22 protein-coding genes and 1 riboswitch are annotated in these 26,199 nt (G+C 73.8%); of the genes, 15 read left to right on the top strand and 7 right to left on the bottom strand.

Going from position 1 to position 26,199, the window contains the following annotated elements; genetic code table 11:
- Positions 1-25: 25 nt before the first annotated feature.
- The 3 genes from K7G60_RS10370 (at position 26) to K7G60_RS10360 (ending at position 3,413) form a co-directional block, all read left to right on the top strand.
- The gene (locus K7G60_RS10370; RefSeq protein WP_263985746.1) at positions 26-1,393 is read left to right on the top strand and encodes a pitrilysin family protein; all 1,368 of its coding nucleotides are present in this window, start codon (positions 26-28) and stop codon (positions 1,391-1,393) included.
- A 200-nt stretch (positions 1,394-1,593) separates the two neighbouring features.
- Positions 1,594-1,757: riboswitch (cyclic di-AMP (ydaO/yuaA leader) on the top strand.
- A 12-nt stretch (positions 1,758-1,769) separates the two neighbouring features.
- Positions 1,770-2,540, top strand: coding sequence for a M23 family metallopeptidase (locus K7G60_RS10365; protein WP_225800523.1), 771 nt, complete (start codon positions 1,770-1,772; stop codon positions 2,538-2,540).
- 189 nt (positions 2,541-2,729) lie between these two features.
- Positions 2,730-3,413 (top strand): GntR family transcriptional regulator, encoded by a 684-nt coding sequence (locus K7G60_RS10360; protein WP_225800522.1) that lies wholly within the window; start codon positions 2,730-2,732, stop codon positions 3,411-3,413.
- Positions 3,414-3,550: 137 nt separating this feature from the next.
- Here K7G60_RS10360 and K7G60_RS10355 read toward each other — a convergent pair whose 3' ends face one another.
- Positions 3,551-3,832, bottom strand: a complete 282-nt coding sequence (locus K7G60_RS10355) for an HPr family phosphocarrier protein (RefSeq protein ID WP_015036698.1) — start codon at positions 3,830-3,832, stop codon at positions 3,551-3,553.
- Positions 3,833-4,069: 237 nt separating this feature from the next.
- Here K7G60_RS10355 and K7G60_RS10350 point away from each other — a divergent pair, with 237 nt between their 5' ends.
- The 4 genes from K7G60_RS10350 (at position 4,070) to K7G60_RS10335 (ending at position 9,724) form a co-directional block, all read left to right on the top strand.
- A complete protein-coding gene (locus K7G60_RS10350; RefSeq protein WP_225800521.1) occupies positions 4,070-7,111 on the top strand; it encodes a GNAT family N-acetyltransferase in 3,042 nt (1,013 codons plus the stop codon).
- A 122-nt stretch (positions 7,112-7,233) separates the two neighbouring features.
- Entirely contained in the window at positions 7,234-7,830 is a 597-nt protein-coding gene (locus K7G60_RS10345; protein ID WP_225800520.1) for a DUF5998 family protein, read from the top strand.
- The gene (locus K7G60_RS10340; RefSeq protein WP_225800519.1) at positions 7,830-9,035 is read left to right on the top strand and encodes an alkaline phosphatase family protein; all 1,206 of its coding nucleotides are present in this window, start codon (positions 7,830-7,832) and stop codon (positions 9,033-9,035) included. The genes K7G60_RS10345 and K7G60_RS10340 overlap by 1 nt, the downstream gene beginning before the upstream one ends.
- Positions 9,036-9,073: 38 nt before the next feature.
- Positions 9,074-9,724, top strand: a complete 651-nt coding sequence (locus K7G60_RS10335; protein ID WP_225800518.1) for a thymidine kinase — start codon at positions 9,074-9,076, stop codon at positions 9,722-9,724.
- A gap of 235 nt (positions 9,725-9,959) precedes the next feature.
- On the opposite strand, the gene K7G60_RS10330 is transcribed toward K7G60_RS10335, so the two are convergent.
- The gene (locus tag K7G60_RS10330; protein WP_225800517.1) at positions 9,960-10,649 is read right to left on the bottom strand and encodes a TetR/AcrR family transcriptional regulator; all 690 of its coding nucleotides are present in this window, start codon (positions 10,647-10,649) and stop codon (positions 9,960-9,962) included.
- A gap of 177 nt (positions 10,650-10,826) precedes the next feature.
- Here K7G60_RS10330 and K7G60_RS10325 point away from each other — a divergent pair, with 177 nt between their 5' ends.
- The 4 genes from K7G60_RS10325 (at position 10,827) to K7G60_RS10310 (ending at position 16,723) form a co-directional block, all read left to right on the top strand.
- On the top strand, positions 10,827-11,444 hold the full coding sequence (locus tag K7G60_RS10325) for an isochorismatase family protein (RefSeq protein WP_225800516.1): 618 nt from the start codon (positions 10,827-10,829) through the stop codon (positions 11,442-11,444).
- Positions 11,445-11,717: 273 nt separating this feature from the next.
- Positions 11,718-14,270 (top strand): YfhO family protein, encoded by a 2,553-nt coding sequence (locus tag K7G60_RS10320; protein WP_225800515.1) that lies wholly within the window; start codon positions 11,718-11,720, stop codon positions 14,268-14,270.
- A 128-nt stretch (positions 14,271-14,398) separates the two neighbouring features.
- Positions 14,399-15,364 carry a glycosyltransferase family 2 protein gene (locus K7G60_RS10315; RefSeq protein WP_225800514.1) on the top strand — a complete coding sequence of 322 codons (966 nt, stop codon included), beginning with the start codon at positions 14,399-14,401 and terminating at the stop codon, positions 15,362-15,364.
- 3 nt (positions 15,365-15,367) lie between these two features.
- Complete coding sequence (locus K7G60_RS10310) at positions 15,368-16,723, top strand: alpha-2,8-polysialyltransferase family protein (RefSeq protein ID WP_225800513.1); 1,356 nt, start codon at positions 15,368-15,370, stop codon at positions 16,721-16,723.
- A 51-nt stretch (positions 16,724-16,774) separates the two neighbouring features.
- Here the strand turns inward: K7G60_RS10310 and K7G60_RS10305 are convergent, their stop codons facing one another.
- On the bottom strand, positions 16,775-17,548 hold the full coding sequence (locus K7G60_RS10305) for a VOC family protein (protein ID WP_225800512.1): 774 nt from the start codon (positions 17,546-17,548) through the stop codon (positions 16,775-16,777).
- A 158-nt stretch (positions 17,549-17,706) separates the two neighbouring features.
- Here K7G60_RS10305 and K7G60_RS10300 point away from each other — a divergent pair, with 158 nt between their 5' ends.
- Complete coding sequence (locus K7G60_RS10300; RefSeq protein WP_225800511.1) at positions 17,707-18,534, top strand: sulfurtransferase; 828 nt, start codon at positions 17,707-17,709, stop codon at positions 18,532-18,534.
- A gap of 110 nt (positions 18,535-18,644) precedes the next feature.
- Here K7G60_RS10300 and sepH read toward each other — a convergent pair whose 3' ends face one another.
- The gene (gene sepH, locus K7G60_RS10295; protein ID WP_225800510.1) at positions 18,645-19,685 is read right to left on the bottom strand and encodes a septation protein SepH; all 1,041 of its coding nucleotides are present in this window, start codon (positions 19,683-19,685) and stop codon (positions 18,645-18,647) included.
- A gap of 562 nt (positions 19,686-20,247) precedes the next feature.
- On the opposite strand from sepH, the gene K7G60_RS10290 reads away from it, so the two are divergent.
- Positions 20,248-21,075, top strand: coding sequence for a hypothetical protein (locus tag K7G60_RS10290; protein ID WP_225800509.1), 828 nt, complete (start codon positions 20,248-20,250; stop codon positions 21,073-21,075).
- A gap of 3 nt (positions 21,076-21,078) precedes the next feature.
- Here the strand turns inward: K7G60_RS10290 and K7G60_RS10285 are convergent, their stop codons facing one another.
- Positions 21,079-22,419 (bottom strand): D-arabinono-1,4-lactone oxidase, encoded by a 1,341-nt coding sequence (locus K7G60_RS10285; RefSeq protein ID WP_225800508.1) that lies wholly within the window; start codon positions 22,417-22,419, stop codon positions 21,079-21,081.
- Positions 22,358-23,620 (bottom strand): MFS transporter, encoded by a 1,263-nt coding sequence (locus K7G60_RS10280; RefSeq protein WP_225800507.1) that lies wholly within the window; start codon positions 23,618-23,620, stop codon positions 22,358-22,360. Before K7G60_RS10280 ends, K7G60_RS10285 begins: the two co-directional genes overlap by 62 nt.
- A gap of 196 nt (positions 23,621-23,816) precedes the next feature.
- On the opposite strand from K7G60_RS10280, the gene K7G60_RS10275 reads away from it, so the two are divergent.
- Together K7G60_RS10275 and K7G60_RS10270 are read left to right on the top strand one after the other, a co-directional pair.
- Positions 23,817-24,944 (top strand): ferrochelatase, encoded by a 1,128-nt coding sequence (locus K7G60_RS10275; protein ID WP_225800506.1) that lies wholly within the window; start codon positions 23,817-23,819, stop codon positions 24,942-24,944.
- 9 nt (positions 24,945-24,953) lie between these two features.
- Positions 24,954-25,754, top strand: coding sequence for an inositol monophosphatase family protein (locus tag K7G60_RS10270; RefSeq protein ID WP_225800505.1), 801 nt, complete (start codon positions 24,954-24,956; stop codon positions 25,752-25,754).
- A gap of 150 nt (positions 25,755-25,904) precedes the next feature.
- Here the strand turns inward: K7G60_RS10270 and K7G60_RS10265 are convergent, their stop codons facing one another.
- Positions 25,905-26,078 carry a hypothetical protein gene (locus K7G60_RS10265; protein WP_225800504.1) on the bottom strand — a complete coding sequence of 58 codons (174 nt, stop codon included), beginning with the start codon at positions 26,076-26,078 and terminating at the stop codon, positions 25,905-25,907.
- Positions 26,079-26,199 lie beyond the last annotated feature (121 nt).

Raw genomic sequence — 26,199 nt, 5'->3', positions numbered from 1 at the left:
CGACGCCGCCGCGTCTTTGACGAGCATGGACTTCCACCCGCAGCCCCAGCCGGGCGCCCCCCGGCCGTGGGCCTTCCCGGCCCCGGACCGCGGGAAGCTGGACAACGGTCTGACCGTGCTCACCAGCCACCGCCCCGGCCAGCAGGTCGTGGCCGTGGAGATCTTCCTGCCGGCTCCGCTGGACGCCGAGCCCGCCGGTCTCGACGGTGTCGCCACCATCATGGCCCGCGCGCTCTCCGAGGGCACCGACCGGCACAGCGCCGAGGAGTTCGCGGCCGAGCTGGAGCGCTGCGGCGCCACGCTCGACGCGCACGCCGACCACCCGGGCGTACGGGTCTCCCTGGAGGTCCCGGTCTCCCGGCTGCCCAAGGCGCTCGGCCTGCTCGCCGAGGCCCTGATCGCCCCGGCGTTCCTGGAGACCGAGATCGAGCGCCTGGTGCGCAACCGTCTCGACGAGATCCCGCACGAGACGGCCAACCCGGCGCGCCGCGCGGCCAAGCAGCTCTCCAAGGAGCTGTTCCCGGCGGAGTCCCGGATGTCCCGGCCGCGCCAGGGCACCGAGGAGACCGTCGCCGCGATCGACGCCGCCGCCGTCCGCGCCTTCTTCGACGCGTACGTCCGGCCGGGCACGGCCACCGCGGTGATCGTCGGCGACCTGACCGGCGTCGACCTCGACAAGGTCCTCGCCGAGACGCTGGGCGCCTGGGCCGGCGAGCCGGCCGAGCCCCTCCCGATGCCGCCGATCACCGCCGACGACACCGGCCGGGTCGTCATCGTGGACCGCCCCGGCGCCGTCCAGACGCAGCTGCTGATCGGCCGGATCGGCCCCGACCGGCACGACCGCGTCTGGCCGGCCCAGGTCCTCGGCACGTACTGCCTCGGCGGCACCCTGACCTCCCGTCTGGACCGGGTCCTGCGCGAGGAGAAGGGCTACACGTACGGCGTGCGGGCCTTCGGCCAGGTGCTCCGCTCGGACGCCGAGGGGAACGGCGCCGCGATGCTCGCCATCAGCGGATCCGTCGACACCCCCAACACCGGCCCGGCTCTCGAGGACCTGTGGAAGGTGCTGCGCACCCTCGCCGCCGAGGGCCTCACCGACGCGGAGCGCGAGACGGCCGTGCAGAACCTCGTCGGGGTGGCGCCCCTCAAGTACGAGACGGCCGCCTCGGTCGCCGGGACGCTCGCCGACCAGGTCGAGCAGCACCTCCCGGACGACTTCCAGGCCCAGTTGTACGCGCGCCTGGCCGAGACCGGCACCGTCGAGGCGACGGCCGCCGTGGTCAGCGCCTTCCCGGTGGACCGGCTCGTCACCGTGCTCGTCGGGGACGCGGCGCAGATCGCGGAGCCGGTGCGCGCGCTCGGCATCGGTGAAGTGACCGTCGTGACGGGCTGATTCCGGCTCCGAGGCGACAACGGCGGGGCCCCGACGGCATGGTTCGTCGGGGTCCTCCGCTTTGTCCGTATTGCAGTCAAGAGTGATCGTTTGCCATGTGGCATGTCTTACAAAAAGCCTGTCTGGTTGGTGATTGAAAGACGATCCGCATAGCGTCGGTGCGGCTGTTCGTCAGTTGCACGTGCCGCAACCGCGGCATCGGACAGTCATCGCCGAGTCCCCGTCAGGCGCGAGCCTGGGGAGCCGGGGACCCACGCAGTCCCTGGGGTGAATCGGGCGCCTTCGCCTCGTGCGGAGGGGCTCGTAGGAGACCTTCCTGCTCCGAACCCGTCAGCTAACCCGGTAGGCGAGAAGGAAGGAAAGGACCAGCCTCTTCATGGCGTTCACCCGTGCCACCGGGAAGCATCGTGCTCCGAGCCGGATGGCGCGCCGCAGCGCGGGCATCGCCGGCGCCGCGACGCTCGCCACCACCGGCGTCATCGGAACCCTCGCCTCCCCGGCGCTCGCCGCCGACACGGACAACCGCTCCGCCGAGGACACCGGTCTCACCCAGGTGATCACCGAGGAATCCCTCGTCGACCGGATCAACGCCCAGGCCACCGCCCAGGAGCAGGAGGCCGTCGAGGCCATCGCCGAGGCCAAGGCCAAGGCCGAGGCGAAGCGCAAGGCCGAGGCCCGCGCCAAGGAGATCCGCCTGGAGCGCGAGCGCGCCGCCCGTGAGGCCGAGCGCCGTCGCCTGGCCGCCTTCCAGCTCCCCGTCGCCGGCTCGTACGTCTCCACCGGCTACAAGACCGGCGGCTCGCTCTGGTCCTCCGGCAGCCACTCCGGCGTCGACTTCCACGCCGCCTACGGCACCCAGGTCGTCTCCGTCGGTTCCGGCACCGTCGTCGAGGCCGGCTGGGGCGGCGCGTACGGCAACAACATCGTCATCCGGATGAACGACGGCACGTACACCCAGTACGGGCACCTCTCCTCCATCGGGGTCTACGTCGGCCAGACCGTCGAGCCGGGCCAGCAGATCGGCATCTCGGGCTCGACCGGCAACTCCACCGGCCCGCACCTCCACTTCGAGGCGCGCACGAGCGCCGAGTACGGCTCGGACATCAACCCGATCGCGTACCTCCGCGCCCGCGGCGTCAACCTCTGACCCCGCTCCGCCGCGCACCGCGTCGCAAAAGCCCCGGCTCGTACTGAGCCGGGGCTTTTCGCTGACCGGAGGACAGCCATGGATTCCGCCGGGGCGTCGGAAATTCCGGCGTGCTGCAATAGAGTCGAAGATCGGCGCAGAACAGGCGCCGCTCGAATTGTCTCGCGCGCACCAAGGCGGAGGTCGGACATGCGCATTCCCGCGCACTCGGTATGCACGGCGATCCGGGACGACATCGTCTCCGGCGTGTTCGAGCGGGGCGCTCGACTGGCCGAGGAGCAGCTCGCCCGCCGGTACGGGGTCTCCCGGGTCCCGGTCCGCGAGGCGCTGCGCACCCTGGAGTCCGAGGGCTTCGTCGTCACCCGGAGGCACGCGGGCGCCCAGGTCGCCGAGCCGACCGAGCAGGAGGCCGCCGACCTCCTCGACATGCGGGCGCTGCTCGAACCGCTGGGCGCCGCCCGGGCCGCGCAGCGACGCACCGAGGCGCACCTCAAGGTGCTGCGCGGCCTGGTGAGGCTGGGGCAGGAGCGGGCCAGGCGCGGCCAGGGCGAGGACCTGCGCTCGCTCGGCGGCTGGTTCCACGAGACCCTCGCGCAGGCCTCCGGGAGCCCGGCCCTCACGGCGCTGCTCACCCAGCTGCGGCACAAGATCGCCTGGACGCACGTCGTGGAGCAGCCCGCCCAGCCGGTCGAGGCCTGGGCCGAGCACGGCGCGATCGTGGACGCCGTGGCGCGCGGCGACGCCGAACGGGCGCGGGCGCTGACCGCGCTGCACGCGGAGCGCTCGCTGCCGCTGCACCGGCTGAAGAATCCGGAGCGAGGTCGTGTGAGGGTTTCGCAACATGCCGTCAACACGACGAGCGTCCGGAATTAACGCGCGTACCGTATACAAAGAAGCAGGTATTCGGGCGGAGCTTTTCGTGCTGCCCGGAGAATAAACGGGGGAATGCGAATGGCCGTGGTCGCCGGAATTCCGGCGACCACGGCCATTCGTCCTCCGGGGGGCCGGGGTCAGACGGTCTCGGGCAGCTCGTCCAGGCCCTCGGCGACCAGCTTCGCGAGGCGGTCGAGCGCGGCCTCGGCGCCGTCGGCCTCCGAGGCGAGGACGATCTCCTCGCCGCCCTGCGCGCCCAGGCCGAGCACCGCGAGCATGGAGGCGGCGTTCACGGGGGTGCCGTCGGACTTGGCGATCGTCACCGGCACGCCGGAAGCCGTGGCGGCACGGACGAAGATGGACGCGGGGCGGGCGTGCAGGCCCTCGGCCCAGCCGACGTTGACGCGGCGCTCAGCCATGGTGTTGCCCTTCAAGTCTCAAGCGGGTTGTCTAGACCAGTCTCTCACGGGTTGCGCGGTGTTCGCGCCGACCGTCGGTCCGGCCCGGCCCGGACCGCCCTTCGGCCCTCCCTACCTTGCAACACCTTGCGTCGCGCACCCCCGCGCCGCGACCGGTGCCGCAGTCGTGTCGCGGCCGTGGGGGCGTCCTGCCGATCAGGCCGGGCCGATCGGCGGGACACCCCCTAGGCTGGCCCCATGCAGAGCGCGTCGGAGCAGTCGGAAGCGGCGGAACCACCGGCACCCCCGGCCCCGCCGGAGCACGCCTACCCCGACCACTGGGAGGCGGACGTGGTGCTCCGCGACGGCGGCACCGCGCGCATCAGACCCATCACGGCCGAGGACGCCGACCGGCTCGTCAGCTTCTACGAGCAGGTTTCGGACGAGTCGAAGTACTACCGCTTCTTCGCCCCCTACCCGCGCCTGTCCGCCAAGGACGTCCACCGCTTCACCCACCACGACTTCGTGGACCGGGTCGGGCTCGCCGCGACCGTCGGCGGCGAGTTCATCGCCACCGTCCGCTACGACCGCATCAACGACCGGGGACTCCCCGCCTCGGCCCCCGCCGACGAGGCCGAGGTCGCCTTCCTCGTCCAGGACGCGCACCAGGGGAGGGGCGTCGCCTCCGCCCTCCTCGAACACATCGCGGCGGTCGCGCGCGAGCGGGACATCCGGCGCTTCGCCGCCGAGGTGCTCCCCGCCAACACCAAGATGATCAAGGTCTTCACCGACGCGGGCTACACCCAGAAGCGCAGTTTCGAGGACGGCTCCGTCCGCCTCCACCTCGACCTCGAACCGACCGACCGCTCCCTCGCCGTCCAGCGCGCGCGGGAGCAGCGCGCCGAGGCGCGCTCCGTGCAGCGCCTCCTCACCCCCCGGTCCGTCGCCGTCGTCGGCGCCGGACGCGCACCGGGCGGCGTCGGCCGGACGGTGCTCCGCAACCTCCTCGGGGCCGGCTTCACGGGCCGGGTGTACGCGGTGAACGCCGCGCTCACCGGAGAGGCCGAGCTCGACGGCGTCCCCGCCCACCCCTCCGTCGGCGCCATCGGCGAACCGGTGGACCTGGCCGTCGTCGCCGTCCCCGCCGAGCGGGTGCCCGAGGCCGTCGCGGACTGCGGCGAACACGGGGTGCGCGGCCTCGTCGTGCTCTCCGCCGGATACGCCGAGAGCGGGGCCGCCGGCCGCGAGCGCCAGCGCGAACTCGTGCGGCAGGCCCGTTCGTACGGCATGCGGATCATCGGCCCCAACGCCTTCGGGATCATCAACACCGCCGACGACGTCCGGCTCAACGCCTCCCTCGCGCCGCAGATGCCGGCCGCCGGGCGGATCGGGCTCTTCACCCAGTCCGGCGCCATCGGGATCGCCCTCCTCGCCGGACTGCACCGGCGCGGCGCGGGGCTCTCCTCCTTCATCTCGGCCGGCAATCGCGCCGACGTCTCCGGCAACGACTTCCTCCAGCACTGGTACGACGACCCCGGCACCGACGTCGTCCTCCTCTACCTGGAGTCGATCGGCAACCCGCGGAAGTTCACCCGGCTCGCCCGCCGCACCGCCGCCGTCAAGCCGGTCGTCGTCGTCAAGGGCGCCCGGCACAGCGGCAGCGCCCCGCCCGGCCACCGGGTGCCGGTCACCCGCATCCCGCACGCCACGGTCTCCGCCCTGCTGCGCCAGGCCGGGGTCATCCGCGTCGACACCGTCACCGAACTCGTCGACGCCGGACTGCTCCTCGCCTCCCAGCCGCTGCCGGCCGGTCCCCGGGTCGCGATCCTCGGCAACTCCGAGTCGCTCGGACTCCTCACGTACGACGCCTGCCTGACGGAGGGGCTGCGCCCGCTGCGGCCGCTCGACCTCACGACGGCGGCGGTCCCGGCGGACTTCCGGGACGCGCTGGTGGCGGCGCTCGCCGACGAGACGTCCGACGCGGTCGTCGTCAACGCGATCCCCTGGGTGGGAGAGAACGGAGCCACCGAGTTCGGCGACGGCGAGGTGCTCGCCGCCGCCCTCCGCGAGGCCGTCGCCTCCGCCCCCGCGCCGACGAAGCCGGTCGTCGTCGTCCACGTCGAGATGGGCGGCCTCGCGGAGGCCCTCTCGGTGGCGACGAGCACCCGGCCCACCGCGCCGGGGCGCGGGGCCGTCCCCCCGGAGAATCGTTCCGGCGGTGCTCCGGCGGGGACCCGCGCCGAGGCGCCGCCCGCGGGACCGGCGGGAGCGGGAGGCCCCGGTCCCAAGGCCGGCCCGGCGTCCTCGCCACGTCCCGAGGCGGCCACGGGCGCCACCGGGGCGGCCACGGGCACCGCCGAAGCGGCCATAGGCGTCACCGAAGCGGCCACGGCTGCCGCCCCGGTGCAGCCCGGCACCCCCGCCCAGGCCGCCATCCCCGCCTACCCCGCCGCCGAGCGGGCCGTGCGGGCTCTGGCCGAGGCCGTGCGGTACGGGCAGTGGCGACGGCAGGCCGCCGACCCCGGGCGGGTGCCCGAGTACGAGGACATCGACGAGGCAGGGGCCGCCGCGCTCATCGAAGGGGTCCTCGGCACCGAAGACGTGGACGCCCGCGGTGTGACCCTCGACACCGAGGGGGCCGGGGCGCTGCTCGCCCGGTACGGCATCACCGTCCTGCCGACCCTTCCCGCGCCCACCCCCGACGACGCCGTCGCGGCCGCCCGCCGGCTCGGCTACCCCGTCGCGCTCAAGACGACCGCGCCCCACCTCCGCCACCGTCCCGACCTCGGGGGCGTCCGGCTCGACCTCGCCGCCGAGGAGCAGCTGCGCACGGCGTACGCCGAGGTCACCGAGGTGCTCGGCAAGCCGGAGGAGCTCCAGCCGGTCGTCCAGGCGATGGTGCCCCGGGGCGTCGACACCGTCGTCCGCGCGGCGATCGACCCGGCCGTCGGCGCCGTCCTCTCCTTCGGCCTCTCGGGCGCGGCCTCGGAGCTGCTCGGCGACACGGCCCACCGGCTGGTCCCGGCCACCGACCGGGACGCCGCCGAGCTCGTCCGTTCCCTCCGCACCGCCCCGCTGCTCTTCGGCTGGCGCGGCTCCGCCCCGGTCGACACCCCGGCCCTCGAAGAGCTGCTGCTGAGGGTCTCCCGGCTCGTCGACGACCACCCCGAGGTGGTCGCGGTCTCCCTGGAACCGGTGGTCGTGGCGCCCCGCGGACTCTCCGTCCTCGGTGCGACCGTCCGGCTGGCCCCGCCCGCGCCCCGCACCGACCTCGGCCCGCGGAGCCTGCCGCGGTACTGAGGCCTGCGGAGCCCGTCACGGCACCGAGGGCCCCCTGGAGGCCTCCGGCCACCGAGGCCGGCGGAGCCCGCCGCGCCGCGGACGGACCTGAGGGGGCCCCTCGGCCCCGTAGGATGGAGTCCATGGCAAAGAGCGGTACGACGACCCAGGGGCTGCGCGCGGCGATCGAGCGCAGCGGCTACTACCCGGCCCTCGTGGCCGAGGCGGTGGAGGCCGCCGTCGGTGGCGAGGCCGTCTCGTCGTACGTGGTCCACCAGGAGACCACCTTCGACGCGAACGAGGTCCGGCGCCACGTCACCGTCCTCGTCCTGACGCCGCACCGCTTCATCGTCAGCCACACCGACGAGCAGGCCGCCGACACGAGCTCCCCGACGCCGTACGCCACCACCTCCACCGAGTCCGTGAAGCTCGACCGGATCTCGTCGGTGGTCGTCAGCCGCGTCGTCGCCAACCCCGAGTCGTACACGCCGGGCACGCTGCCCCGCGAGGTGGTCCTCACCATCGGCTGGGGCGCCGTCTCCCGCATCGACCTGGAGCCCGCCGCCTGCGGCGACCCCAACTGCGACGCCGACCACGGCTACACCGGCAACACCACCGCCGACGACCTCAGCCTGCGCGTGAGCGACGCCGGCGACGGCCCGGACACCGTCCGGCAGACCCTCGCGTTCGCCCAGGCCCTCTCCGAAGCCATCGCGGCCACCGCCGCGCCGACCCGCTGATGGTGCAGCCCACGGCCGTGACCCACGGCTGGCCCGACGACCCGGTCCCGCTCGCGCCGGAGACCGCGCCCGTGCCCGAGTACGCCTCCGGCTCGCTCGGCGACCTGCTGCCGACGCTGGTGGCGGGTCAGGGCGTGGCCGGTTTCGAGGCGCGGATCGCGGAACTGACCCCGGCCGACCGGAACTGCGTCTTCCTGATCGACGGGCTCGGCTGGGAGCAGATCAAGGCGCACCCGGACGAGGCCCCGTACCTGACCTCGCTCCTCGGCTCCTCGCGGGGCGGCACGGGCCGTCCGGTCACCGCCGGCTTCCCCGCCACCACCGCGACCTCGCTCGCCTCCGTCGGCACCGGCCGCCACCCCGGGACGCACGGACTGCCCGGCTACACCGTGCGCAACCCGGAGACCGGCGAGCTGATGAACCAGCTGCGCTGGAAGCCGTGGACCGCGCCGCAGGTCTGGCAGCCGTACCCCACCGTCTTCCAATTCGCCCACGAGGCCGGGATCCACACCGCCCAGGTGTCGTCCCCGATCTTCGAGCAGACCCCGCTCACCAAGGTCGCGCTCAGTGGCGGAACGTTTCATGGGCGGCTCTCCGGCGAGGAGCGCATGGACTTCGCCGCCGAGCAGCTCGCCGCCGGCGACCGCTCGCTGGTCTACACGTACTACAGCGAACTCGACGGCGCCGGCCACCGCTTCGGCATCGACTCCGACGCCTGGCGCGGTCAGCTGATGTTCGTCGACCGGCTCGTGCAGCGGCTCGCCGAGCAACTGCCGCCCCGCTCGGCCCTGTACGTGACGGCCGACCACGGCATGGTCGACATCCCCTTCGACGAGCAGCACCGCATCGACTTCGACGAGGACTGGGAGCTGCGCGCGGGCGTCGCCCTCCTCGGCGGCGAGGGACGGGCCCGCCACGTCTACGCCGTGCCCGGCGCCGAGGTGGACGTCCTCACCTGCTGGCGCGAGGTCGTCGGCGAGCAGTTCTGGGTGGCGAGCCGGGACGAGGCCATCTCCCTCGGCTGGTTCGGTGCCGAGGTCGACGAGCGGGTGTACGGCCGGATCGGCGACGTCGTCGTCGCGGCCCACGACCAGGTGGCGATCACCGCCTCCGTCAACGAGCCCAACGAGTCCGCGATGGTCGGCATGCACGGGTCCATGACCCCTGCCGAGCAGCTCGTCCCGCTGCTCGAAGTCCGTTCCTGATCCCCACCCCCCACGACCTGAAAGGTCCCTGTCCCGTCATGCCCGAGCTGGTCTTCTTCTCCGGAACCATGGACTGCGGGAAGAGCACCCTGGCGCTCCAGATCGCCCACAACCGCGATGCGCGGGGGCTTCAGGGCGTGATCTTCACCCGTGACGACCGGGCGGGCGAGGGCAAGCTGTCCTCCCGGCTCGGCCTGGTGACGGAGGCGGTCGAGGCGCCGCGGGGCATGGACCTGTACGCGTACCTGGTCACGCAGCTCTCCCAGGGCGGCAAGGCCGACTACGTGATCGTGGACGAGGCCCAGTTCCTCGCCCCGGAGCAGATCGACCAGCTCGCCCGCATCGTCGACGACCTCGACCTGGACGTCTTCGCCTTCGGGATCACGACGGACTTCCGCACGAAGCTGTTCCCGGGCTCGCAGCGGCTGATCGAGCTGGCGGACCGGATCGAGCAGCTCCAGGTCGAGGCGCTGTGCTGGTGCGGCGCCCGCGCCACGCACAACGCCCGCACGGTGGGCGGCGAGATGGTCGTCGAGGGCGAGCAGGTCGTCGTCGGGGACGTGAACCGACCGGCCGAGGAGATCGGCTACGAGGTCCTCTGCCGCCGCCACCACCGCCGCCGGGTCACCTCGGCCTCCGCCCACGCGGGCGCCCTCTCGCCCGACGTGCTGCCGGTCACCTCGGACTGACCCGCGCGGGCCCGCCGCTCTCACCCGGCGGGCCCGCCGCTCTCAGCCGGATCCGCCGACGAGCGAGAGGGCCGGGAGGAAGGTCCGCACGCTCTCGCGCCGGAACCTTTCGTCGGCCTGGAGCACGATCCGCGGCCGCAAGGGCGGTTCCGCGGCGGTGCTGATCTCCGTCGCGGTCGGCGGGCCGGGGCCTCCCGGGGGACCGCGGCCGCGGCGATCGCCCGGCCCGCCGGCGTCACGGCTCCGGGATCGCGTCCGGTGTCCGCCGTGCGCGCGTCAGCCGGTCGAGGTCCGCCGCGCTCACCGGCGCCGCCCCCGTCAGGGTGTCGACCAGCGCCTGGGCGAGGACGGTCGCGGAGCCGAGCCGGGCGTCCTCGCGCTCGTCGCCGGTGACCTTCCCGATGACGGCGTCCCGGACCGCGTACGAGACGGCGAGGTCCCCGAACAGTTCGGGGAAGGACAGCGCCATCATGCAGACGCCCACGTTGGCGGAGAGGATCGATCGGCCGGCCAGCTCGGGGCTCATGCGCAGGCGCCCGGCGTCACGGCAGCGCTCCACGGCCTGCAGGAGGAGCGCCTGCGCCTCCTTGACGGCCTGCGGCTTGGCGTCGCCCGTCGGCGTGAACATCAGGCGGTAGAGGTGCGGGTTGCGCAGCGCGAACGCGACGTGGCTGTCCCAGGCCGTGCTCAGGTCCGCCACCGGGTCCTCGGTGAGCGGATTGCGCCGCTTCTCGGCGAGGAAGCGCTCGAAGCCGATGTCGGCCACCGCCGTGAGCAACCCCTGCTTGTCGCCGAACTGCCGGTAGATCTCGGGCATGCCGACCTTCGCCCGGTCGCAGATGGCCCGGGTCGAGATGGCCAGCGCGTCCTTGGTGGCGAGCAGTTCCCCGGTGGCTTCCAGGATGCGCTCTCGTGCCGTCGACATGGCCCCACGATAACAGCGCTAACACCGCGGACCTGGGCGGATCCTGCCCCGGGAGGGCCCGGACGCGGCGCCGCCTTCCCTGGTGTTATCGGCGCTAACCAACTGTGTTAGCGTATGAAACATGCCCGGGGTCGGCGCGCCCGGGCCGTCCCGCCGTTCGCGACGAAAGGAACCGCCATGACCGTGTCCACCACCCTGCGCGATGTGATCGGCCTGCCCCAGGAACTGCCGCGACTGGACGGGTCGGCGCTGATCATGATCGATTTCCAGAACACCTACCGCACCGGCGTCATGCGCCTCGACGGCGCCGAGGAGGCCGTGGCCGCCGGCGCCCGGCTGCTCGCCGCCGCCCGCGCCGCGGGCGCCCCCGTGGTCCACGTCGTCAACGACGGCGGGGAGGGCACTCCGTACGACATCCGGGCGGAGATCGGCTCGATCAGCGCCGAAGTCGCCCCGGCCGAGGGCGAGAAGGTCGTCGTCAAGCAGTTCCCCAACGCCTTCCACGCCACGGACCTGGAGGAGACCCTCAAGGAGCTCGGCGTGAGCGGTGACCTGGTCATCGCCGGCTTCATGACCCACATGTGCGTCCTCTTCACCGCCCAGGGCGCCTTCAACCTCGGCTACCGCCCCACCGTGGTCGCCGAAGCCACCGCGACCCGCCCCCTGGAGGCGCCGGACGGCACCGCCCTGACGGCGGAAGCCCTCCAGGCCGCGAGCCTGACGACGGTCCGGGACCTGTTCGGCACGGTGGCCCGCACGGTCGACGAGCTCGTCGACCCGGCACCCGTCGGGTGAGGCCGGAGGGGGCCCGGCCGGGTTCGGCCGATGCCCGGAGGGCGGCTCGGCCGGGTCCTTCGGCCCGGGCCGTGCCCTCGACTCCTCGACTCCTCGGCTCCTCGGCTCCTCGGCTCCGCCGGTGCCGACTGCCCCGCCGGCACCCGGAGTTCACCCGGAGTGTGCCTGAAGAGCGCCTGCCGATCGGTTGCGGGTCGCCCGCTTCGGCGGTAATGGCGGTCGGCCCGTGACGACCCCTCCGGGCCTCTCCGTGCCGTGCCCCCTGGAGGACGTGTGCCACCCGCCGCCGAGGCCGTGTACGCCGAGGACGAGACCGTACGCGACGAGGCGGAGCGGCACCGGGACGGCGAGCGGCGGCGGTCCGCCCTGCGGGCCCCGGCCGCCGCCGCCCTGCTCACCGCCGCGCTGCTCTGCCTCGCCACCCGGCTCTCCCGTACGCACCCCTTCGGCCCGGTGACCAGGAACATCCTCGACCTCGGCCAGCAGTACCTGCCGTTCCACGCCTACTGGCGCGCCTTCCTGCTCGGCGAGACGCACGGGGACGCCTTCCTCAACTGGAACTCCGGCTTCGGCTCCAACTTCCTCGGCGACATCGGCACGTACCTCAGCAGCCCCTTCGACCTGCTCGTCGTGGTCTTCCCGGCGGACCGCGTCGAACTCGCGCTGTACGTCGTCACCGTCGCCAAGATCGCCGCGGCGGCGGCCGCGATGGCGCTGCTGCTCCTGCGGCTGCGCCCCGGCCCGTGGCCGGTCGCCGCCGTGCTCGGCACCGCGTACGCCCTCTCGGGCTGGACCCTCGACTACGGCGCCACCGTCCCGATGTGGCTCGACGGGCTCGTCGCCCTCCCCCTGCTCTGCCTGGTCGGCGAATGGGCCCGCGCCGGCCGCCGTCCCGTCCTCGGCCCCCTCGTGGTCGCCCTGGCCTGGATCGCCAACTTCTACACCGCGTACATGGCGACGCTCGGCGCCGCCGTCGTCCTCGCCGTCCGCCTCCTCACCGCCGAGGAGACCGCCGGCGCCCGGCAGCGCCTCGCCGGGGCGCTGCGCGCCGCCCGGAGCGTCCTCATCGGCATCGGACTCGCCGCCCCGCTCGTCATGGTCGTCTTCCTCGCCACGAAGGCCGCCGACCCCACCCCCGCCGCCACTTTCACGCGGGCGCCCTGGACGGACGTCCTCGCCCGGTTCCTGCCCGCCACCGAGAGCGTCGACAGCCCCGCCCTCTTCATCGGCACGCCCGCCCTCGCGCTCGCGCTGACGCTGCCCTTCCACCGGGCCGTCGCCCCGCGCGTCCGGGCGGCCTGGACGGCCGCGATCGTCCTGGTGACGCTCTCCCTCCAGTGGGAACCCACGCATCTGCTGTGGCACGCGGGCGCCTCGCCCAACGGCATTCCGTACCGTCAGACCTTCGTCCTGTGCGGCCTGCTGATCATCGCCGCCTGGCTCTCCGCCGCCCGGGGCGTACCCCGGCCGGCCGCGCTCCTCGCGGGCGTGGCGCTGCTCGGAGCCCTGGCGTGGGCGGCCCGGGGGAGCGCCGACGTCGACCGGTGGACCTTCCCCGCCTTCGGCGCGGCGGCGCTCCTCGCGCTCGCCGCCGCCCTCCTCGCCCTGACCGGCGAGCGCCGGGGCCACGCGCGCGTACGGCCGGACCGGGTGCCACGCGCGCGCGTACTCCCCGTCCTGGCCGTGGTCCTGCTCGTCGCCGCGCAGGCCGGCGAAGCGGCCGTCACCGGGAAGCGGATCGAGGAGCAGCAGCGGAGCGAGGTCTTCTGGTCGCCCCGGATCGGTCCCTGGCACGCGACCGCCGCCGCCGAGGTGGCCCGCGCGGACGCCTGGCCGCGGTACCGCACGGACCCCGGCGAGGTGCCCGGCGGCAACGACGTGCTGCTCGTCGGAGGGCAGGGCGCCGACTACTACAGCAGCCTCACCGCGGACGTGACCTCCCGGACCCTGGCCTCGCTCGGCTTCGGCTACTACGCGAAGGGCCGGCACCCCGTCAGCCTCGACAACCCCGTCGCGGACGCCCTCTTCTCCATCGGCACCCGGCTGCGCTCGGAGCCCGCGGAGCCCCTGCGCCAGGACGCCGCGCCCCGCGCCACGGTCACCGCCGCCACCACCCCCGTGCCGCCCCTGGTCACCGTCCGTCCGCCGGGGCGCCCGGCCACGCACCCCGGGGACTCGGCCTTCGCCCGGCAGGAACGTCTGCTCGGCGCCGACGTGTACGAGCTGCCCGCCACGCGCCGCACCGGACGCACCCTCACCGCCCGCTGCCCCGCGGGCTCCCAGGTCTGGTTCTGGGCGCCCGAGTACAAGGGCACGGCGGCCCTGGCCGGTTGGGGGTTCGTGGAGTTCGACGGCAGGCCGCCCGCCGTCCGCGCCCCCATGCAGGCCCTCGGCCCCGTCTCGGACTCCGGCGCGGTGCGGATCGACCTGGAGCCCGGGGGCGAGCTGCGGCTGCCCCGGGAACCGGTCGGCTGTCTGGTCGGCGCCCGGCTCGACTCCGCCGTGCGGCGGCTCACCGCCGGCGGTGCCACGCGCGTGCGTGCCACCGGACACACCGTCACGGCCGAACTGCCGCCCGGCAGCAAGGGCGTCGCGGTCCTCGCCGCACCGCGCATCTCCGGCTGGCGCTGCGCCGCCGGCGGCGCGGAGGCCCGCCCCCCGCGCGCGTACGAGGGTCTCGTCGCCGTCCCCCTCGACGGACGGGCGAGCACCGTCAGCTGCTCCTTCCGGCCGCCGGGGCTGGCGGCGGGCGGCGCGGTCGGCGCGGCGGCGCTCCTCGCGCTCGCCGTGACGGGGTTCCTGCACCGCCGGCGGGCCCGGGGGTGACGGGGTTTCCGCCGGATACGACAAGAGTTCACCCGGAGTGCACGCGCGGCTCGTTCGCCGGGAAAAGTCGGCCGTTACCGTACCCGCCGTAGCGGTGTTGAATTGTTGATTCAGTGTGGGGATCCCGAGTGCCGAAACTGTCCGTCGTCGTACCGTTCCACAATGTCGGGGCATACGCGCCCGACACCTTGCGCAGTCTCGCGAACAACGCGGATCCGGAATTCGAGTTCCTGCTGATCGACGACTGCTCGACGGACGACACCCCGGAGATCCTCGACCGCTGGCAGGGCCGCCTGCCGAACGCCACCGTCATCCGGCACGAGACGAATCAGGGCGTCGCCCAGGCCCGCAACACCGGAATCGACGCGGCGCGCGGCGAATACCTCACGTTCCTCGACGGCGACGACTGGTACGCGCCCGGCCACCTGAGCGCCGCCGTGGCCGGGATCTCCCGCCTGGGCTGCGATTTCGCCCGCACCGACCACGTCCTGTCGGAGGGCCGGAAGCGGCAGATCCGCTATGCCCCGGCCAAACGGCGCGACACGGTGATGGACCCCAGGGACGGAATCTCCCCGGCCAGCATGGTGACGATGGTCGACTATCCCTTCGTCCCCTTCGGCATTTACAGCGGCCGCCTCTTCGAGAACGGGGAATCCCGCTTCGAGACGTCCCTCAGAACGGCCGAGGACCGCCTCTGGGTCTGGCGGCTCCACCTCAAGGCGCGCACGTTCGCGGCCCTTTCCCTGCACGGCGTCTTCTACCGGCGGGGTGTCACCACCTCGCTCACCCAGATCACCGACAACCGGCAGCTGGACTTCATCCCCTCGTACGACCTCCTGCTCGACGAGGTCTCCAGGGACGCGGAGGCCGACCGCTTCCTCCCGAAGGCGGTCCGCACCTACTGCGCGATGATCGCCTTCCACATGGGCAAGGTGGCCGCGTACGAGCCGGCCGTCGCCACGCGGCTGCGCGCCGACGTCCGCGACGCCCTGCACCGCATGCCGCAGGAGGTCCTCGACGAGACCCTCGCCACCATGGACACCAAGCGCAGCACCCTCCTCCGGAGCCTGCGCGACACCGGAAGGACCGCCTGACCCATGGCCCCCGACGCCGCCCCCGACCTGCCGGTCCAGATCTTCCAGGTGTCCACCCTGTACGGCGCGGCCACCCTCGCCGCCGCGCTCGACGCCGGACAGTTCGGCCCCCGGGACTCCGCCCGCAGGCTCCTGCTGATCTCGCACAACGCCGAGATCCCGGAGACCGCGCTGCGCCTGGAGACCATGACCGGGTACGGGCGGATCGCCGCCCGCTTCGACGGCACCCTCGACTGGAACGAGACGATCCACCCGTACCACCCCGCCGCCTGGGCCCCCCGCCCCGAGGAGGCCCCGCTCTGGCAGCGCGTCCTGCGCACCGCCTGGGACCTCGGCACCGGCCCGGTCGAGCTGATCGTCGAATCCATCCAGGTAAACCCGGCCAAGGCGCTCGCCGGCGCCTTCCCCGAGAGCGCCGTGCACGTCTACGCCGACGGCTTGATGAGCTACGGCCCGACCCGCTCCGACCTCGCGCAGTCGATCGCCTGCCGCATCCGCCGCGTGCTCCACCTCGACCTGGTGCCGGGCCTTCGCCCCCTCCTCCTCGGCGAGTACGGGGTCGAGCCCGAGCTCGTCCCCGACGCCGCCTTCCGCGCCGTCCTCGCCGAGATCGCCGAGGAGGCGGCCGACGACCCGCAGATCGCGCGGGCGGCCGCCGCCGGGCCGACGGCCCTGCTGCTCGGCCAGTACCTCGCCGCCCTCTCCCTGCTCACCGCCGAGGAGGAAGAGGAGCTGCACGTACGGATGCTGCGCGGGGCCGCCGCGGCCGGCCACCGCTCGGTGGTCTTCAAGCCGCACCCGACCGCGCCCGCCCGCTACTCCCAGGCCCTGGACGAGGAGGCCGAGCGGAGCGGCGTACGGCTCACCGTCCTCGACGGGCCGCTGCTCGCCGAGACCTTCTACGAGCGCTGCCGGCCCGAGCTCGTCGTCGGCTGCTTCTCCACGGCGATGCTCACCGCCGCCGTCCACTACGGCGTCCCCATCGCGCGCGTGGGCACCGCCGAGGTCCTCGAACGGCTCACCCCCTTCGAGAACAGCAACCGCATCCCCCTCACCGTCGTCGACCACCTGGTCGCCGACCTGGAGGGCGGCGAGGAGCCCGCCGTCCCCGGAGCGGCCCCGGCCTCGCTCACGCCCCTGGTCAGGGCCGTCGGCTACTGCATGCGGCACAAGGCCCACCCGGGGCTCCGCGAGGAGGCCGCCGCCTTTCTGGCGGAGCACCACGCCGATCCCGGCACCGCGCACCACTTCACCGCGGAACGGCTGACCCGGCTCGGCCTCCCGGGCGGCGATCCCGCCCCCGAGCGAACCGGCAGGTCCCGGCTGCGCCGCGGCCTGATCCGGAGCCGGCGCGGCTGAGCCCCGGCCGGCGGACCCGAGCCGCCCACGCCCGCCGGGGACCGCAGGCGCTCAGCGCCCGGCGGACCTGACCAGGGTGAAGACCGCGCCCTCCGGGTCCGCCACCAGAGCGAGCCGGCCCGCCTTGCCCTCGCGCGGCGGGCGCAGCACCCGGCCGCCGAGCTCCCGGACGAGCTGCGCGGCCGCGTCCGTGTCGGCGACCTCGAAGTACGTCATCCAGTGCGGGCCCCGGTCCCGGGGAAGCGCGTTGCCGACGCCGTGCAGCGAGGCCACCGGGGCCCCTGCCACGTGGAGCGTCGCGTAGTCGTGGTCGGCGGAGACCACCGGCTCCACCTCGTAGCCGAAGACCGTCCGGTAGAACTTGCCGATCGAGGACGTCTCGTACGTGAGGAGCTCGTTCCACACCGGCGTCCCCGGCGGTCCCGCCGCCGCCGTCCCGTGGTGCGCCTCCGCCTGCCAGACGCCGAAGACCGCGCCGGACGGGTCGGAGCAGATGACCAGACGGCCCGCCTCGCCCGCGTCCAGCGGACCGACGGCGACGGTGCCGCCGCAGCAGCGGATGTCCTCGGCGGTCTCGTCGGCGTCCCCGGTGGCCAGATAGGGGGTCCAGGCGATCCGCAGGTTACGGTCGGGCGGCAGCTGGCCGATGCCCGCCACCTCCTTGCCGCCGAGCAGCGCGCGCACGTACGGACCGAGCTGCTGCGGACCGGGGACGAACTCCCAGCCGAAGAGCGCACGGTAGAACTCCTGCGTGGCGTCGATTCCGTGCACCATCAGGCTCACCCAGCAGGGTGTGCCGGGCGGGCGCGGAGTCGCCTCGGTCATCGTCACACTCTCCTCGGACCGTCGTCGTGGCCGTGCCGTCCGATGGTGACACCGACGGGGGCGCGGCGCGCCCAGGCCACACCGAACGTGGCGCGATCCCGTCGGAGATCGCCGGGTCCGTCCCCCCGCTGCCGGGCGGCTGCGCGAGGATGGCTCCCATGAAGCCCATCATCTCCGCAAGCGAACTGCTGAGCGAGTCGACCGGGGCCCGGCCGCCGGTTCTCCTGGACGTCCGCTGGACGCTCGGCGGCCCGCCCGGGCGGCCCGCCTACGAGGCCGGCCACCTTCCCGGGGCGGTCTACGTCGATCTGGACGCGGAACTCGCGGGACCGCCCGGGAGCGGTGGCCGTCACCCGCTGCCCGACCCGGAGGCCTTCGGGGCCGTGATGCGCCGGGCCGGCGTCTCGGCGGACCGGCCGGTCGTCGTCTACGACGGGGGCCTCGGCTGGGGCGCGGCCCGCGCCTGGTGGCTGCTCCGCTGGGCGGGCCACCCGGACGTGCGGGTCCTGGACGGGGGCCTCGCGGCCTGGACGGGGGAGCTCACGGAGAAGGTCCCGACGCCGGAGCCGGGCGACTTCCGGCCGAAGCCCGGCGCCCTGGAGCTGCTCGACGCCGACGCGGCCGCGGCGCTGCCCGGCACGGGGCTGCTCCTGGACGCACGGGCGGCCGAGCGCTACCGGGGCGACGTGGAGCCGATCGACCGGGTCGGCGGGCACATCCCGGGCGCGGTCTCGGCCCCGACGACGGAGAACGTCGACGCCGAGGGCCTCTTCCTGGCGGCCGACGTCCTGCGGGACCGCTTCGCCTCGCTCGGCGCGACCGAGGGGACCCCGGTCGCGGTCTACTGCGGCTCGGGCGTGTCGGGCGCCCACGAGGTGCTCGCCCTGGAGATCGCGGGCATCCCGGCGGGCCTCTACGCCGGTTCCTGGTCGGAGTGGTCCTCGGACCCCGCCCGTCCGGTCGCCACGGGCCCGGACCCGCGCTAAGCCGTACGGAAGGGCCCGCGCCCTCGCGGGGCGCGGGCCCTTCCGTACGCGTACGGCGACCGGCACCGCTCGTCGAGCGGTGCCGCCCGTCGAGCGGTGCCGCCCGTCGATCAGTCCTGCTTCTTCCTGCGGGTGCCGAAGACGATCTCGTCCCAGCTCGGCACGGCGGCGCGGCGGCCCGGGCGGACGCCGTCCGCCTCGGCCTGGCGGTCCGTGGCACCGTGCAGGCGGTCGCGGTGACCCGAGACCGCGCGGGGCATCAGGACGTCGGCGTAGGCCGATCCCGCGCCCGCCGAGGCGGCCGGGGCCGGCGGCTCCTCCGCCTCCAGCTCCTCCGAGGGCTCGGTGTCCGGCTGCTCGGGCACGACCATGTCGCCGCGGAAGTTCGGCACGGCCTCCAGGAGGCTCGTCAGCGAGTCCCGTTCCTCCTCCGGCTCGGCGGGCGCGGGCGCCCGCTCCAGCTGCCGGTCGGAACGGTCGATCTGGCGGTCCAGCGCCCGGTCGAGCGGCCTGTCCCGGGGCAGCCGGGCGATGCGCGGCACGAAGGGGAAGCTCGGCTCCGGCGCGGCGGCGATCGTGTCGTCCGTCTCGCCGATCAGGGCCCGTGCCTCGTCGTCCACGGCCTGGACGAGCCGCCGCGGCGGGTCGTACGTCCAGCTGGCCGTGTGGACCTCGCCCGCGACCCGGTAGACGAGCAGCACCTCCCAGGTGCCGTCGTCGCGCCGCCAGGAGTCCCACTGCACGGTGTCCTTCTCGGCGCCGCGCAGCAGCAGCCGCTCCTGCACCGCCTCGCCGAGCTGCGGGCCGCTGTTCTCCCCGGGCCTGCGGACCGGGGTCTTGCGGGCGCGCTCGGCCATGAAGGCGCGCTCCGCGAGCACGGGGCCCTCGAAGCGGCGCACGCGGTCGACGGGGATGCCGGCGAGCTGGGCGACCTCCTCCGCGGAGGCACCGGCCCTTATGCGTGCCTGGATGTCGCGGGGGCGGAGGTGGCTCTCCACCTCGATCTCGATCTGACCGAGGCGCGCGCGGTCGTTGCGCACGGCGGCACGGAGCCGCTCGTCGATCGGAAGCGTGTACTCCGTGCTGTCAGCAGCCTTCAGCACCAGTCGTGTGCCGTCGTTGGAGACGGCCACGACACGCAGTTCGGGCATGGGGACCTCCCGGGTGGTGCCTGCCGACGTCACGTGCGTCGCTGCTTCCGCTAGTCGAGTGTGGCCTGCCCGGGTGCAGCCTGCCACTACCTTGCCGAGTTGCCCGGCGTGTCGGGCGTGGACCCTGGAACGCCGTTATGGCACGGTTACCTGTTCACTACTCGGAGTGACTGGCGGTCACTCTGTGCAGTCGGTTCCCGTGCGATGCCGAAGCGCCGCCGGTTCGAGCGCCGTGTACGGCCCCCTCCCCCTTGATTCCGGGCACCCGTGAGGGCGTCCGTACCCAGGATTCGTCAATGTACTCCATTCGGGCCACCTGGGTGGACCGGCGCGCCGCCCAACTTCTCGGGCGGTACGGGAGTTGAGTCTCCGCGATCTTCCCCCATACGTGTCGCTCTTCACAGAAACAGCAGAAACGGAACTATTCGCTTCGCCTGTTTGTCCCTTCTGGGTGCAAGGCGAACGGATGAGCCATCAGGGGTCGGAGATGCGTCACAGGCCGGAAAACGACGGGGACGAGCCGGAGGAGGGGAAGAAGAGCGGCGGAAGGATCGACCTGAGCGTGGCTCAGGTCTCCGGCAGCGCCCTGGCCGCGGTCATCGCCGCCAAGCTCGCCTCGACCCTCGGCGTGTACGGCACGATCCTCGGCGCCGGTGTGATCAGTGTCATCGCGACCTGTGGCGGTCCGCTCTTCCAGCAGCTCTTCAAGCGCACCGGCGAACAGGTCCGCGACGTGACCGCGGCGGCCAAGCCGAAGGCGCGTCAGGTCCCGGTCCCGGCCGGGCCGCAGGACGACCGCACCCTCGTGCTGAGCACCCTCCCGGCCCCGCCGCCGTCCGACGGGAAGTCCGACGGGAAACCCGGTGAGGAGTTCGGCGCGGCGACCACCCACGGCACCCGCGTCCGGGGCTGGAGGCGCCCGGCGATCGCCGCCGCCCTGGTCTTCGGCGTCACCATGGGCGGCATCACCGCCTACGAACTGGTCGCCGGACAGGACTTCAGCGGCAAGCAGGGCGCCACCACCTTCGGCTCGGCCGTCCGCGGCGGGAGCACCGGCCAGGACACGACCGACCGGAACGAGGAGCCCACGCCGGCTCCCTCGGGGTCCGCCGACGGCACCGGGCGGCAGCCGGACGGCGCCGGCACCCCCACGACGGGGTCCACGCCGACACCGGGCGGCCGGGAGACCGGGACCGGAACGCCCTCGGCGGAGCCCGCACCCTCCGGTTCCGCCGGTGACGGGACGCCGACCGCCCCGACGCCGACCGTCCCGGCGACGGAACCGACGGAGCCGACCCGGGAACCGACCGCCGGCACGGAGCAGCCCGAGGCCCCCTCGGCCCCGGCGCCGACCGGAGCCGACGCCGGGACCGGCACGGGAGCCGAGTGACCGTCAGTCGCCCAGGACCCGGCGCAGGTAGTCGTTGGCGAACAGCCGGTCCGGGTCGAGCCGGTCGCGCAGCGCCGTGAACTCGGCGAAGCGCGGGTAGGCCTCGGACAGGTAGGCGGCGTCGCGCGTGTGGACCTTGCCCCAGTGGGGGCGGCCCCCGTGCGCCGTCATGATGCGCTCCACCGCGGTGAAGTACGCGCGGTGGGGCGTTCCCCTGTAGAGGTGGACGGCGATGTACGCGGTCTCCCGCCCCGAGGCCGTGGACAGTGCGATGTCGTCCGCCGGGGCCGTGCGCACCTCCACCGGGAAGCTCACCTTGAGCGGCGAGCGCTCGATCATCGCCTTGAGTTCGCGCAGCGCGGCGACCGCCGCCTCACGCGGAAGCGCGTACTCCATCTCCAGGAAGCGGACCCGGCGCGGCGAGGTGAAGACCTTGTACGGGATGTCGGTGTACGTACGGGCGGACAGGGCCCGGCTGGAGACCTTGGCGATCGACGGGATGACCGGCGGCACCGCGCGGCCCAGCGAGCAGGCGAGCTGGAAGATCCCGTTGGAGAGGAGCTCGTCCTCGATCCAGCCGCTGATCCGTCCGGGGGGAGCGGCGGGGCCCGCGCTGCGGTTGTTGCGCTTGGTGTTGCAGTTGTCCGTGTGGGGGAACCAGTAGAACTCGAAGTGCTCGTTCTCCGCGTGCAGCGCGTCGAAGTCCGAGGTGACCCGGTCGAAGGTCATCGGCTCCTCGCGCGCGGTGAGCAGGAAGACCGGCTCCACCGCGAAGGTGATCGCCGTGACCACGCCGAGGGCGCCGAGGCCGATCCTGGCGGCCGCGAAGACCTCCGGGTTCTCCTTCTCCGAGCAGGTGAGCAGCTCGCCCGAGGCCGTGACCAGCTCCAGCTCGCGGATCTGCGCGGCGATGGACGCCGAATCGCGGCCCGTGCCGTGCGTGCCGGTGGAGGTGGCGCCGGCGACGGTCTGCTCCATGATGTCGCCCATGTTCGTGAGCGACAGGCCCTCCCGGGCCAGCGCCACGTTGAGCCGCTTCAGGGGCGTGCCCGACTCGACCGTCACGGTCATCGCCTCGCGGTCGATCCGCCGGATCCCGGCCAGCAGACCCGGCCGGATCAGCACGCCGTCGGTGGCCGCGATCGAGGTGAAGGAATGGCCGGTGCCGACCGTCTTCACCCGCAGCCCGTCCTCGGCCGCGCGGCGCACCGCCTCGGCGAGCTCCTCGGCGGAGGCCGGACTGACCTCGCGCACCGGGCGGGAGGTGACGTTCCCCGCCCAGTTACGCCACGGGCTGCCCGCCGTCCTGACGCTCCCCGACCCCGCTGTTGTCGTCCCGCTCACGCTGCCCCTCCCGGTTCGGCGCCGGCCTGCGCAGCCGGCGGTGTCCGAGGAGACCCACCGCGACCGCGAGCGCGCCCGAGACGACGGGCACCACGTACCCCGCCTCGGCCCCCGACGCGTCGACCACCCAGCCGGCGGCCGAGGAGCCGAGCGCCACGCCGATCGCGAGGCCGGTACCCGTCCAGGTCATGCCCTCGGTCAGCTTGGTGCGCGGTACGTGCGCTTCGACGAGGGCCATGGTGGTCACCATCGTCGGCGCGATGGACAGGCCCGCGACAAAGAGCGCCACGGCCAGCAACGGCAGGTTCCCGGCCAGTAGGAGGGGGATCATACTCACGGCCATCGCACAGACGCCCAGGAGCCATCTGCGGGACGGCTCGCCCTTGAGGTGGAGCAGTCCGAAGACGGCGCCGGCCAGGCCGGAACCCAGCGCGTACACGGCCAGGACGAGGCTGGCGGCGGCCTTGTGGCCCTGCTCCTCGGCGAAGGCCACGGTCACCACGTCCACCGAGCCGAAGATCGCGCCGGTGGCGACGAAGGCGAGGGTGAGGACCTGCAGGCCGCGGGAGCGCAGCGCGGAGGCGCCCCGGGTGCCGCGCTGGGGGTGGGGGGCCGGCTCCGTGGCGTGCTGCGAGGTCAGCCAGAACACGCCGACGGCCAGGAACGCCCCGGCGAACAGAGGACCGGCCTCGGGGAACCAGGCCGTCGACAGGCCGATCGAGAGGATCGGCCCGAAGATGAAGCACACCTCGTCGACGATCGACTCCCAGGAGTACGCCGTGTGCAGGCGCCGCTCCTCGCCCCGGTAGATCTCCGCCCACCGGGCGCGGGTCATCGCGCCGACGCTCGGCACGCAGCCGATCACGCCCGTGAAGACGAAGAGGGTCCAGTCCGGGGCCTTCTGCTGCACGCAGAGGAGGAGTCCGGCGGCCGCGGTCAGCGAGACCAGCGTCACCGGGCGGAGCACCTTGCGCTGTCCGTGCCGGTCGACCAGGCGGGAGACCAGGGGGCCGAGGAGCGCGGCGGACATCGCGAGCGTCGCCGAGAGCGCGCCGGCGAGGCCGTACCGGCCGGTGACCTGCGAAATCATGGTCACGATGCCGATGCCCATCATGGACAGCGGCATACGGCCGAGGAAGCCCGCGACGGAGAACGAAGCGGTTCCGGGCGCCGCGAAGATCGCGCGGTAGGGACTGGGCAAGAGAGGTCCTTGGTCAACACGTGTAATTAATAGCTAAAGCCTACGGGGTTGAAGTCGATCGGTCACCCCTGTTTCCCGGACGAACGGTTCCGGCCTCCGGAAGGACGGCTCCGGCTTCCGACGGACGGCTCCGCCGCCCACCGGCACGGACAGGCCGCGCCCTCCACCGCCGCGGGCGGGTGGGAGGATCGGTGCCATGTCCGATCAGCACGATCCCGCCCCGTACGACGCCCTGCTGCTGCTCTCCTTCGGCGGCCCCGAGGGCCCGGACGACGTGGTCCCGTTCCTGGAGAACGTGACCCGCGGCCGCGGCATCCCGAAAGAACGGCTCAAGGAAGTGGGACAGCACTACTTCCTCTTCGGCGGCGTCTCCCCGATCAACGACCAGAACCGCGCGCTCCTCGACGCGCTGCGGACGGACTTCGAGCAGGCCGGGCTCGATCTGCCGGTCTACTGGGGGAACCGGAACTGGGCGCCGTACCTCACCGACACCCTCCGCGAGATGATCACCGACGGACGGCGCCACATCGCCGTCCTCACCACCAGCGCGTACGCCTCCTACTCCGGCTGCCGCCAGTACCGCGAGAACCTCGCCGACGCGCTCGCCACCCTGGAGGCGGAGGGGCTCCCGCTGCCCCGGGTCGACAAGCTCCGGCACTACTTCAACCACCCCGGCTTCGTCGGCCCCATGGTCGAGGGCGTCCTCGCCTCGCTCGCCGAGCTCGATCCGGCCGTGCGGGACCGCGCCCACCTCGCCTTCACCACCCACTCCATCCCCGAATCCGCCGCCGACAGCTCCGGCCCGGTCACCGAGCACGGCGAGGGCGGGGCCTACGTGCGCCAGCACCTCGACGTCGCGCGGATGATCGTCGACGCCGTCCGCGAGGAGACCGGCGCCAACCACCCGTGGAAGCTCGTCTACCAGTCCCGCAGCGGCGCCCCCCACATCCCGTGGCTGGAACCCGACATCTGCGACCACCTGGAGGAGCTGCACGCAGCCGGCGCGCCCGCCGCCGTCATGGTGCCGATCGGCTTCGTCTCCGACCACATGGAGGTCCTCTACGACCTCGACACCGAGGCCACGGCCAAGGCGGCCGAGCTCGGCCTGCCCGTCCGCCGCTCGGCGACCGTCGGAGCCGACCCGCGCTTCGCCGCCGCCGTCCGCGAGCTCGTCCTGGAGCGGGCGGCCCGCGAGCGGGGGAGCAAGGCGGAGCGCTGCGCCCTGGGCGCGCTCGGGGCCTCCCACGACCTCTGCCCGATCGGCTGCTGCCCGGCCAGGGCCGAGCGGCCGGCGGCGGCCGGTGCCGACAGCCCGTACGCGTAAGGAGACAGCGTGACCGACCCCCTGCTCACCGAACTGCTCGACCTCGCCCTGGAGGCCGCCCGGCGGGCCGGAGCGCTGCTGCGCGACGGCCGGCCCGACGACCTGGCCGTGGCGAAGACCAAGTCCAGCCCCATCGACGTGGTCACCGAGATGGACATCGCCGCCGAGAAGCTGATCACCGGCTTCCTCTCCGAGCACCGCCCGCACGACGGCTTCCTCGGCGAGGAGGGCGCGTCGAGCCCCGGGACCAGCGGCGTCCGCTGGGTGATCGACCCGCTCGACGGCACCGTGAACTACCTGTACGGCCTGCCCACCTGGGCGGTCTCGATCGCCGCCGAGCGGGACGGCGAGACCGTCGTCGGCGTCGTCGAGGCACCGATGCGCGGCGAGACCTACCGGGCGGTCCTCGGCGGCGGAGCGTACGCGGGGGAGCGGCGCCTCGCCGTCCGCCCCTCGCCCGCGCTCGACCAGGCCCTCCTCGGCACCGGCTTCGGGTACCTCCAGGCCCGCCGCGCCCACCAGGCCGACGTGGCCCGGCAGATCATCCCGCGCGTCCGCGACATCCGCCGCGGCGGCTCGGCCGCCATCGACCTCTGCGACGTCGCCGCCGGCCGCCTGGACGCGTACTACGAGCGCGGCCTCAACCCCTGGGACCTCGCGGCGGGCGCGCTCATCGCCCGTGAGGCCGGCGGCCTCACGGGCGGCCGCCCCGGGGAGCCGGAGTCGGGCGAACTGACGCTCGCGGCCTCCCCGGGCCTCTTCGGGCCCCTCCAGGAGCTCCTGGAGGAGCTGGGGGCCTGGCACGACTGAGGCCCCGCACGGCGGTCCGGAGGCCGGACGGGCCCCGGACCCGTCCGGCGGTTCCCGCCGGGTCCGGCACGGACGCACGTGGGCCCCGGTGCCGGGATGGCGCCGGGGCCCACGCGTGCGTACGGTCGGACGACGTGCGGGTGGGACGGGTCAGGCGCCCGGCGCGGCCACCTCCACGCCGTGCTCGGCGGCCAGCCGGTGCAGGTCCTCCAGCTCCGCCTGCTCCACCTCCGCCAGGTAGTCGTCGCCCGTCTCACGGGCCCGCGTGAGGTCCGTCTGCGTGGTCCTGATGCGGTGCAGCAGTCCTGCGGTGAAAGCGTCCATCGTGCGCCCCCTCCTCGTGGGTCCGGTGGCACGGGGGTGTGCCGAGGGTGGGTGAGTCACGCACTGCGAACTCTGGGGGACAGAGAGCTGTATGTGGCGCGCCACATACAGGGCGTGATCA

The organism is Streptomyces sp. NK15101 (assembly GCF_020400725.1).
Classification (GTDB): Bacteria; Actinomycetota; Actinomycetes; order Streptomycetales; family Streptomycetaceae; genus Streptomyces.
The sequence above is the reverse complement of the archived record's forward strand: the minus strand, read 5'-3'. Positions and strand labels throughout refer to the sequence as shown.

Bases quoted from the DNA above. Each gene is read 5' to 3' on its own strand.
- K7G60_RS10305 (WP_225800512.1), bottom strand. From the start codon at position 17,548: ATGACCGAGGCGACTCCGCGCCCGCCCGGCACACCCTGCTGGGTGAGC.
- K7G60_RS10335 (WP_225800518.1), top strand. From the start codon at position 9,074: ATGCCCGAGCTGGTCTTCTTCTCCGGAACCATGGACTGCGGGAAGAGC.
- K7G60_RS10340 (WP_225800519.1), top strand. From the start codon at position 7,830: ATGGTGCAGCCCACGGCCGTGACCCACGGCTGGCCCGACGACCCGGTC.
- K7G60_RS10360 (WP_225800522.1), top strand. From the start codon at position 2,730: ATGCGCATTCCCGCGCACTCGGTATGCACGGCGATCCGGGACGACATC.
- K7G60_RS10325 (WP_225800516.1), top strand. From the start codon at position 10,827: ATGACCGTGTCCACCACCCTGCGCGATGTGATCGGCCTGCCCCAGGAA.
- K7G60_RS10365 (WP_225800523.1), top strand. From the start codon at position 1,770: ATGGCGTTCACCCGTGCCACCGGGAAGCATCGTGCTCCGAGCCGGATG.
- K7G60_RS10370 (WP_263985746.1), top strand. From the start codon at position 26: ATGGACTTCCACCCGCAGCCCCAGCCGGGCGCCCCCCGGCCGTGGGCC.
- K7G60_RS10275 (WP_225800506.1), top strand. From the start codon at position 23,817: ATGTCCGATCAGCACGATCCCGCCCCGTACGACGCCCTGCTGCTGCTC.
- K7G60_RS10330 (WP_225800517.1), bottom strand. From the start codon at position 10,649: ATGTCGACGGCACGAGAGCGCATCCTGGAAGCCACCGGGGAACTGCTC.
- K7G60_RS10300 (WP_225800511.1), top strand. From the start codon at position 17,707: ATGAAGCCCATCATCTCCGCAAGCGAACTGCTGAGCGAGTCGACCGGG.
- sepH (WP_225800510.1), bottom strand. From the start codon at position 19,685: ATGCCCGAACTGCGTGTCGTGGCCGTCTCCAACGACGGCACACGACTG.
- K7G60_RS10265 (WP_225800504.1), bottom strand. From the start codon at position 26,078: ATGGACGCTTTCACCGCAGGACTGCTGCACCGCATCAGGACCACGCAG.
- K7G60_RS10310 (WP_225800513.1), top strand. From the start codon at position 15,368: ATGGCCCCCGACGCCGCCCCCGACCTGCCGGTCCAGATCTTCCAGGTG.
- K7G60_RS10355 (WP_015036698.1), bottom strand. From the start codon at position 3,832: ATGGCTGAGCGCCGCGTCAACGTCGGCTGGGCCGAGGGCCTGCACGCC.
- K7G60_RS10350 (WP_225800521.1), top strand. From the start codon at position 4,070: ATGCAGAGCGCGTCGGAGCAGTCGGAAGCGGCGGAACCACCGGCACCC.
- K7G60_RS10345 (WP_225800520.1), top strand. From the start codon at position 7,234: ATGGCAAAGAGCGGTACGACGACCCAGGGGCTGCGCGCGGCGATCGAG.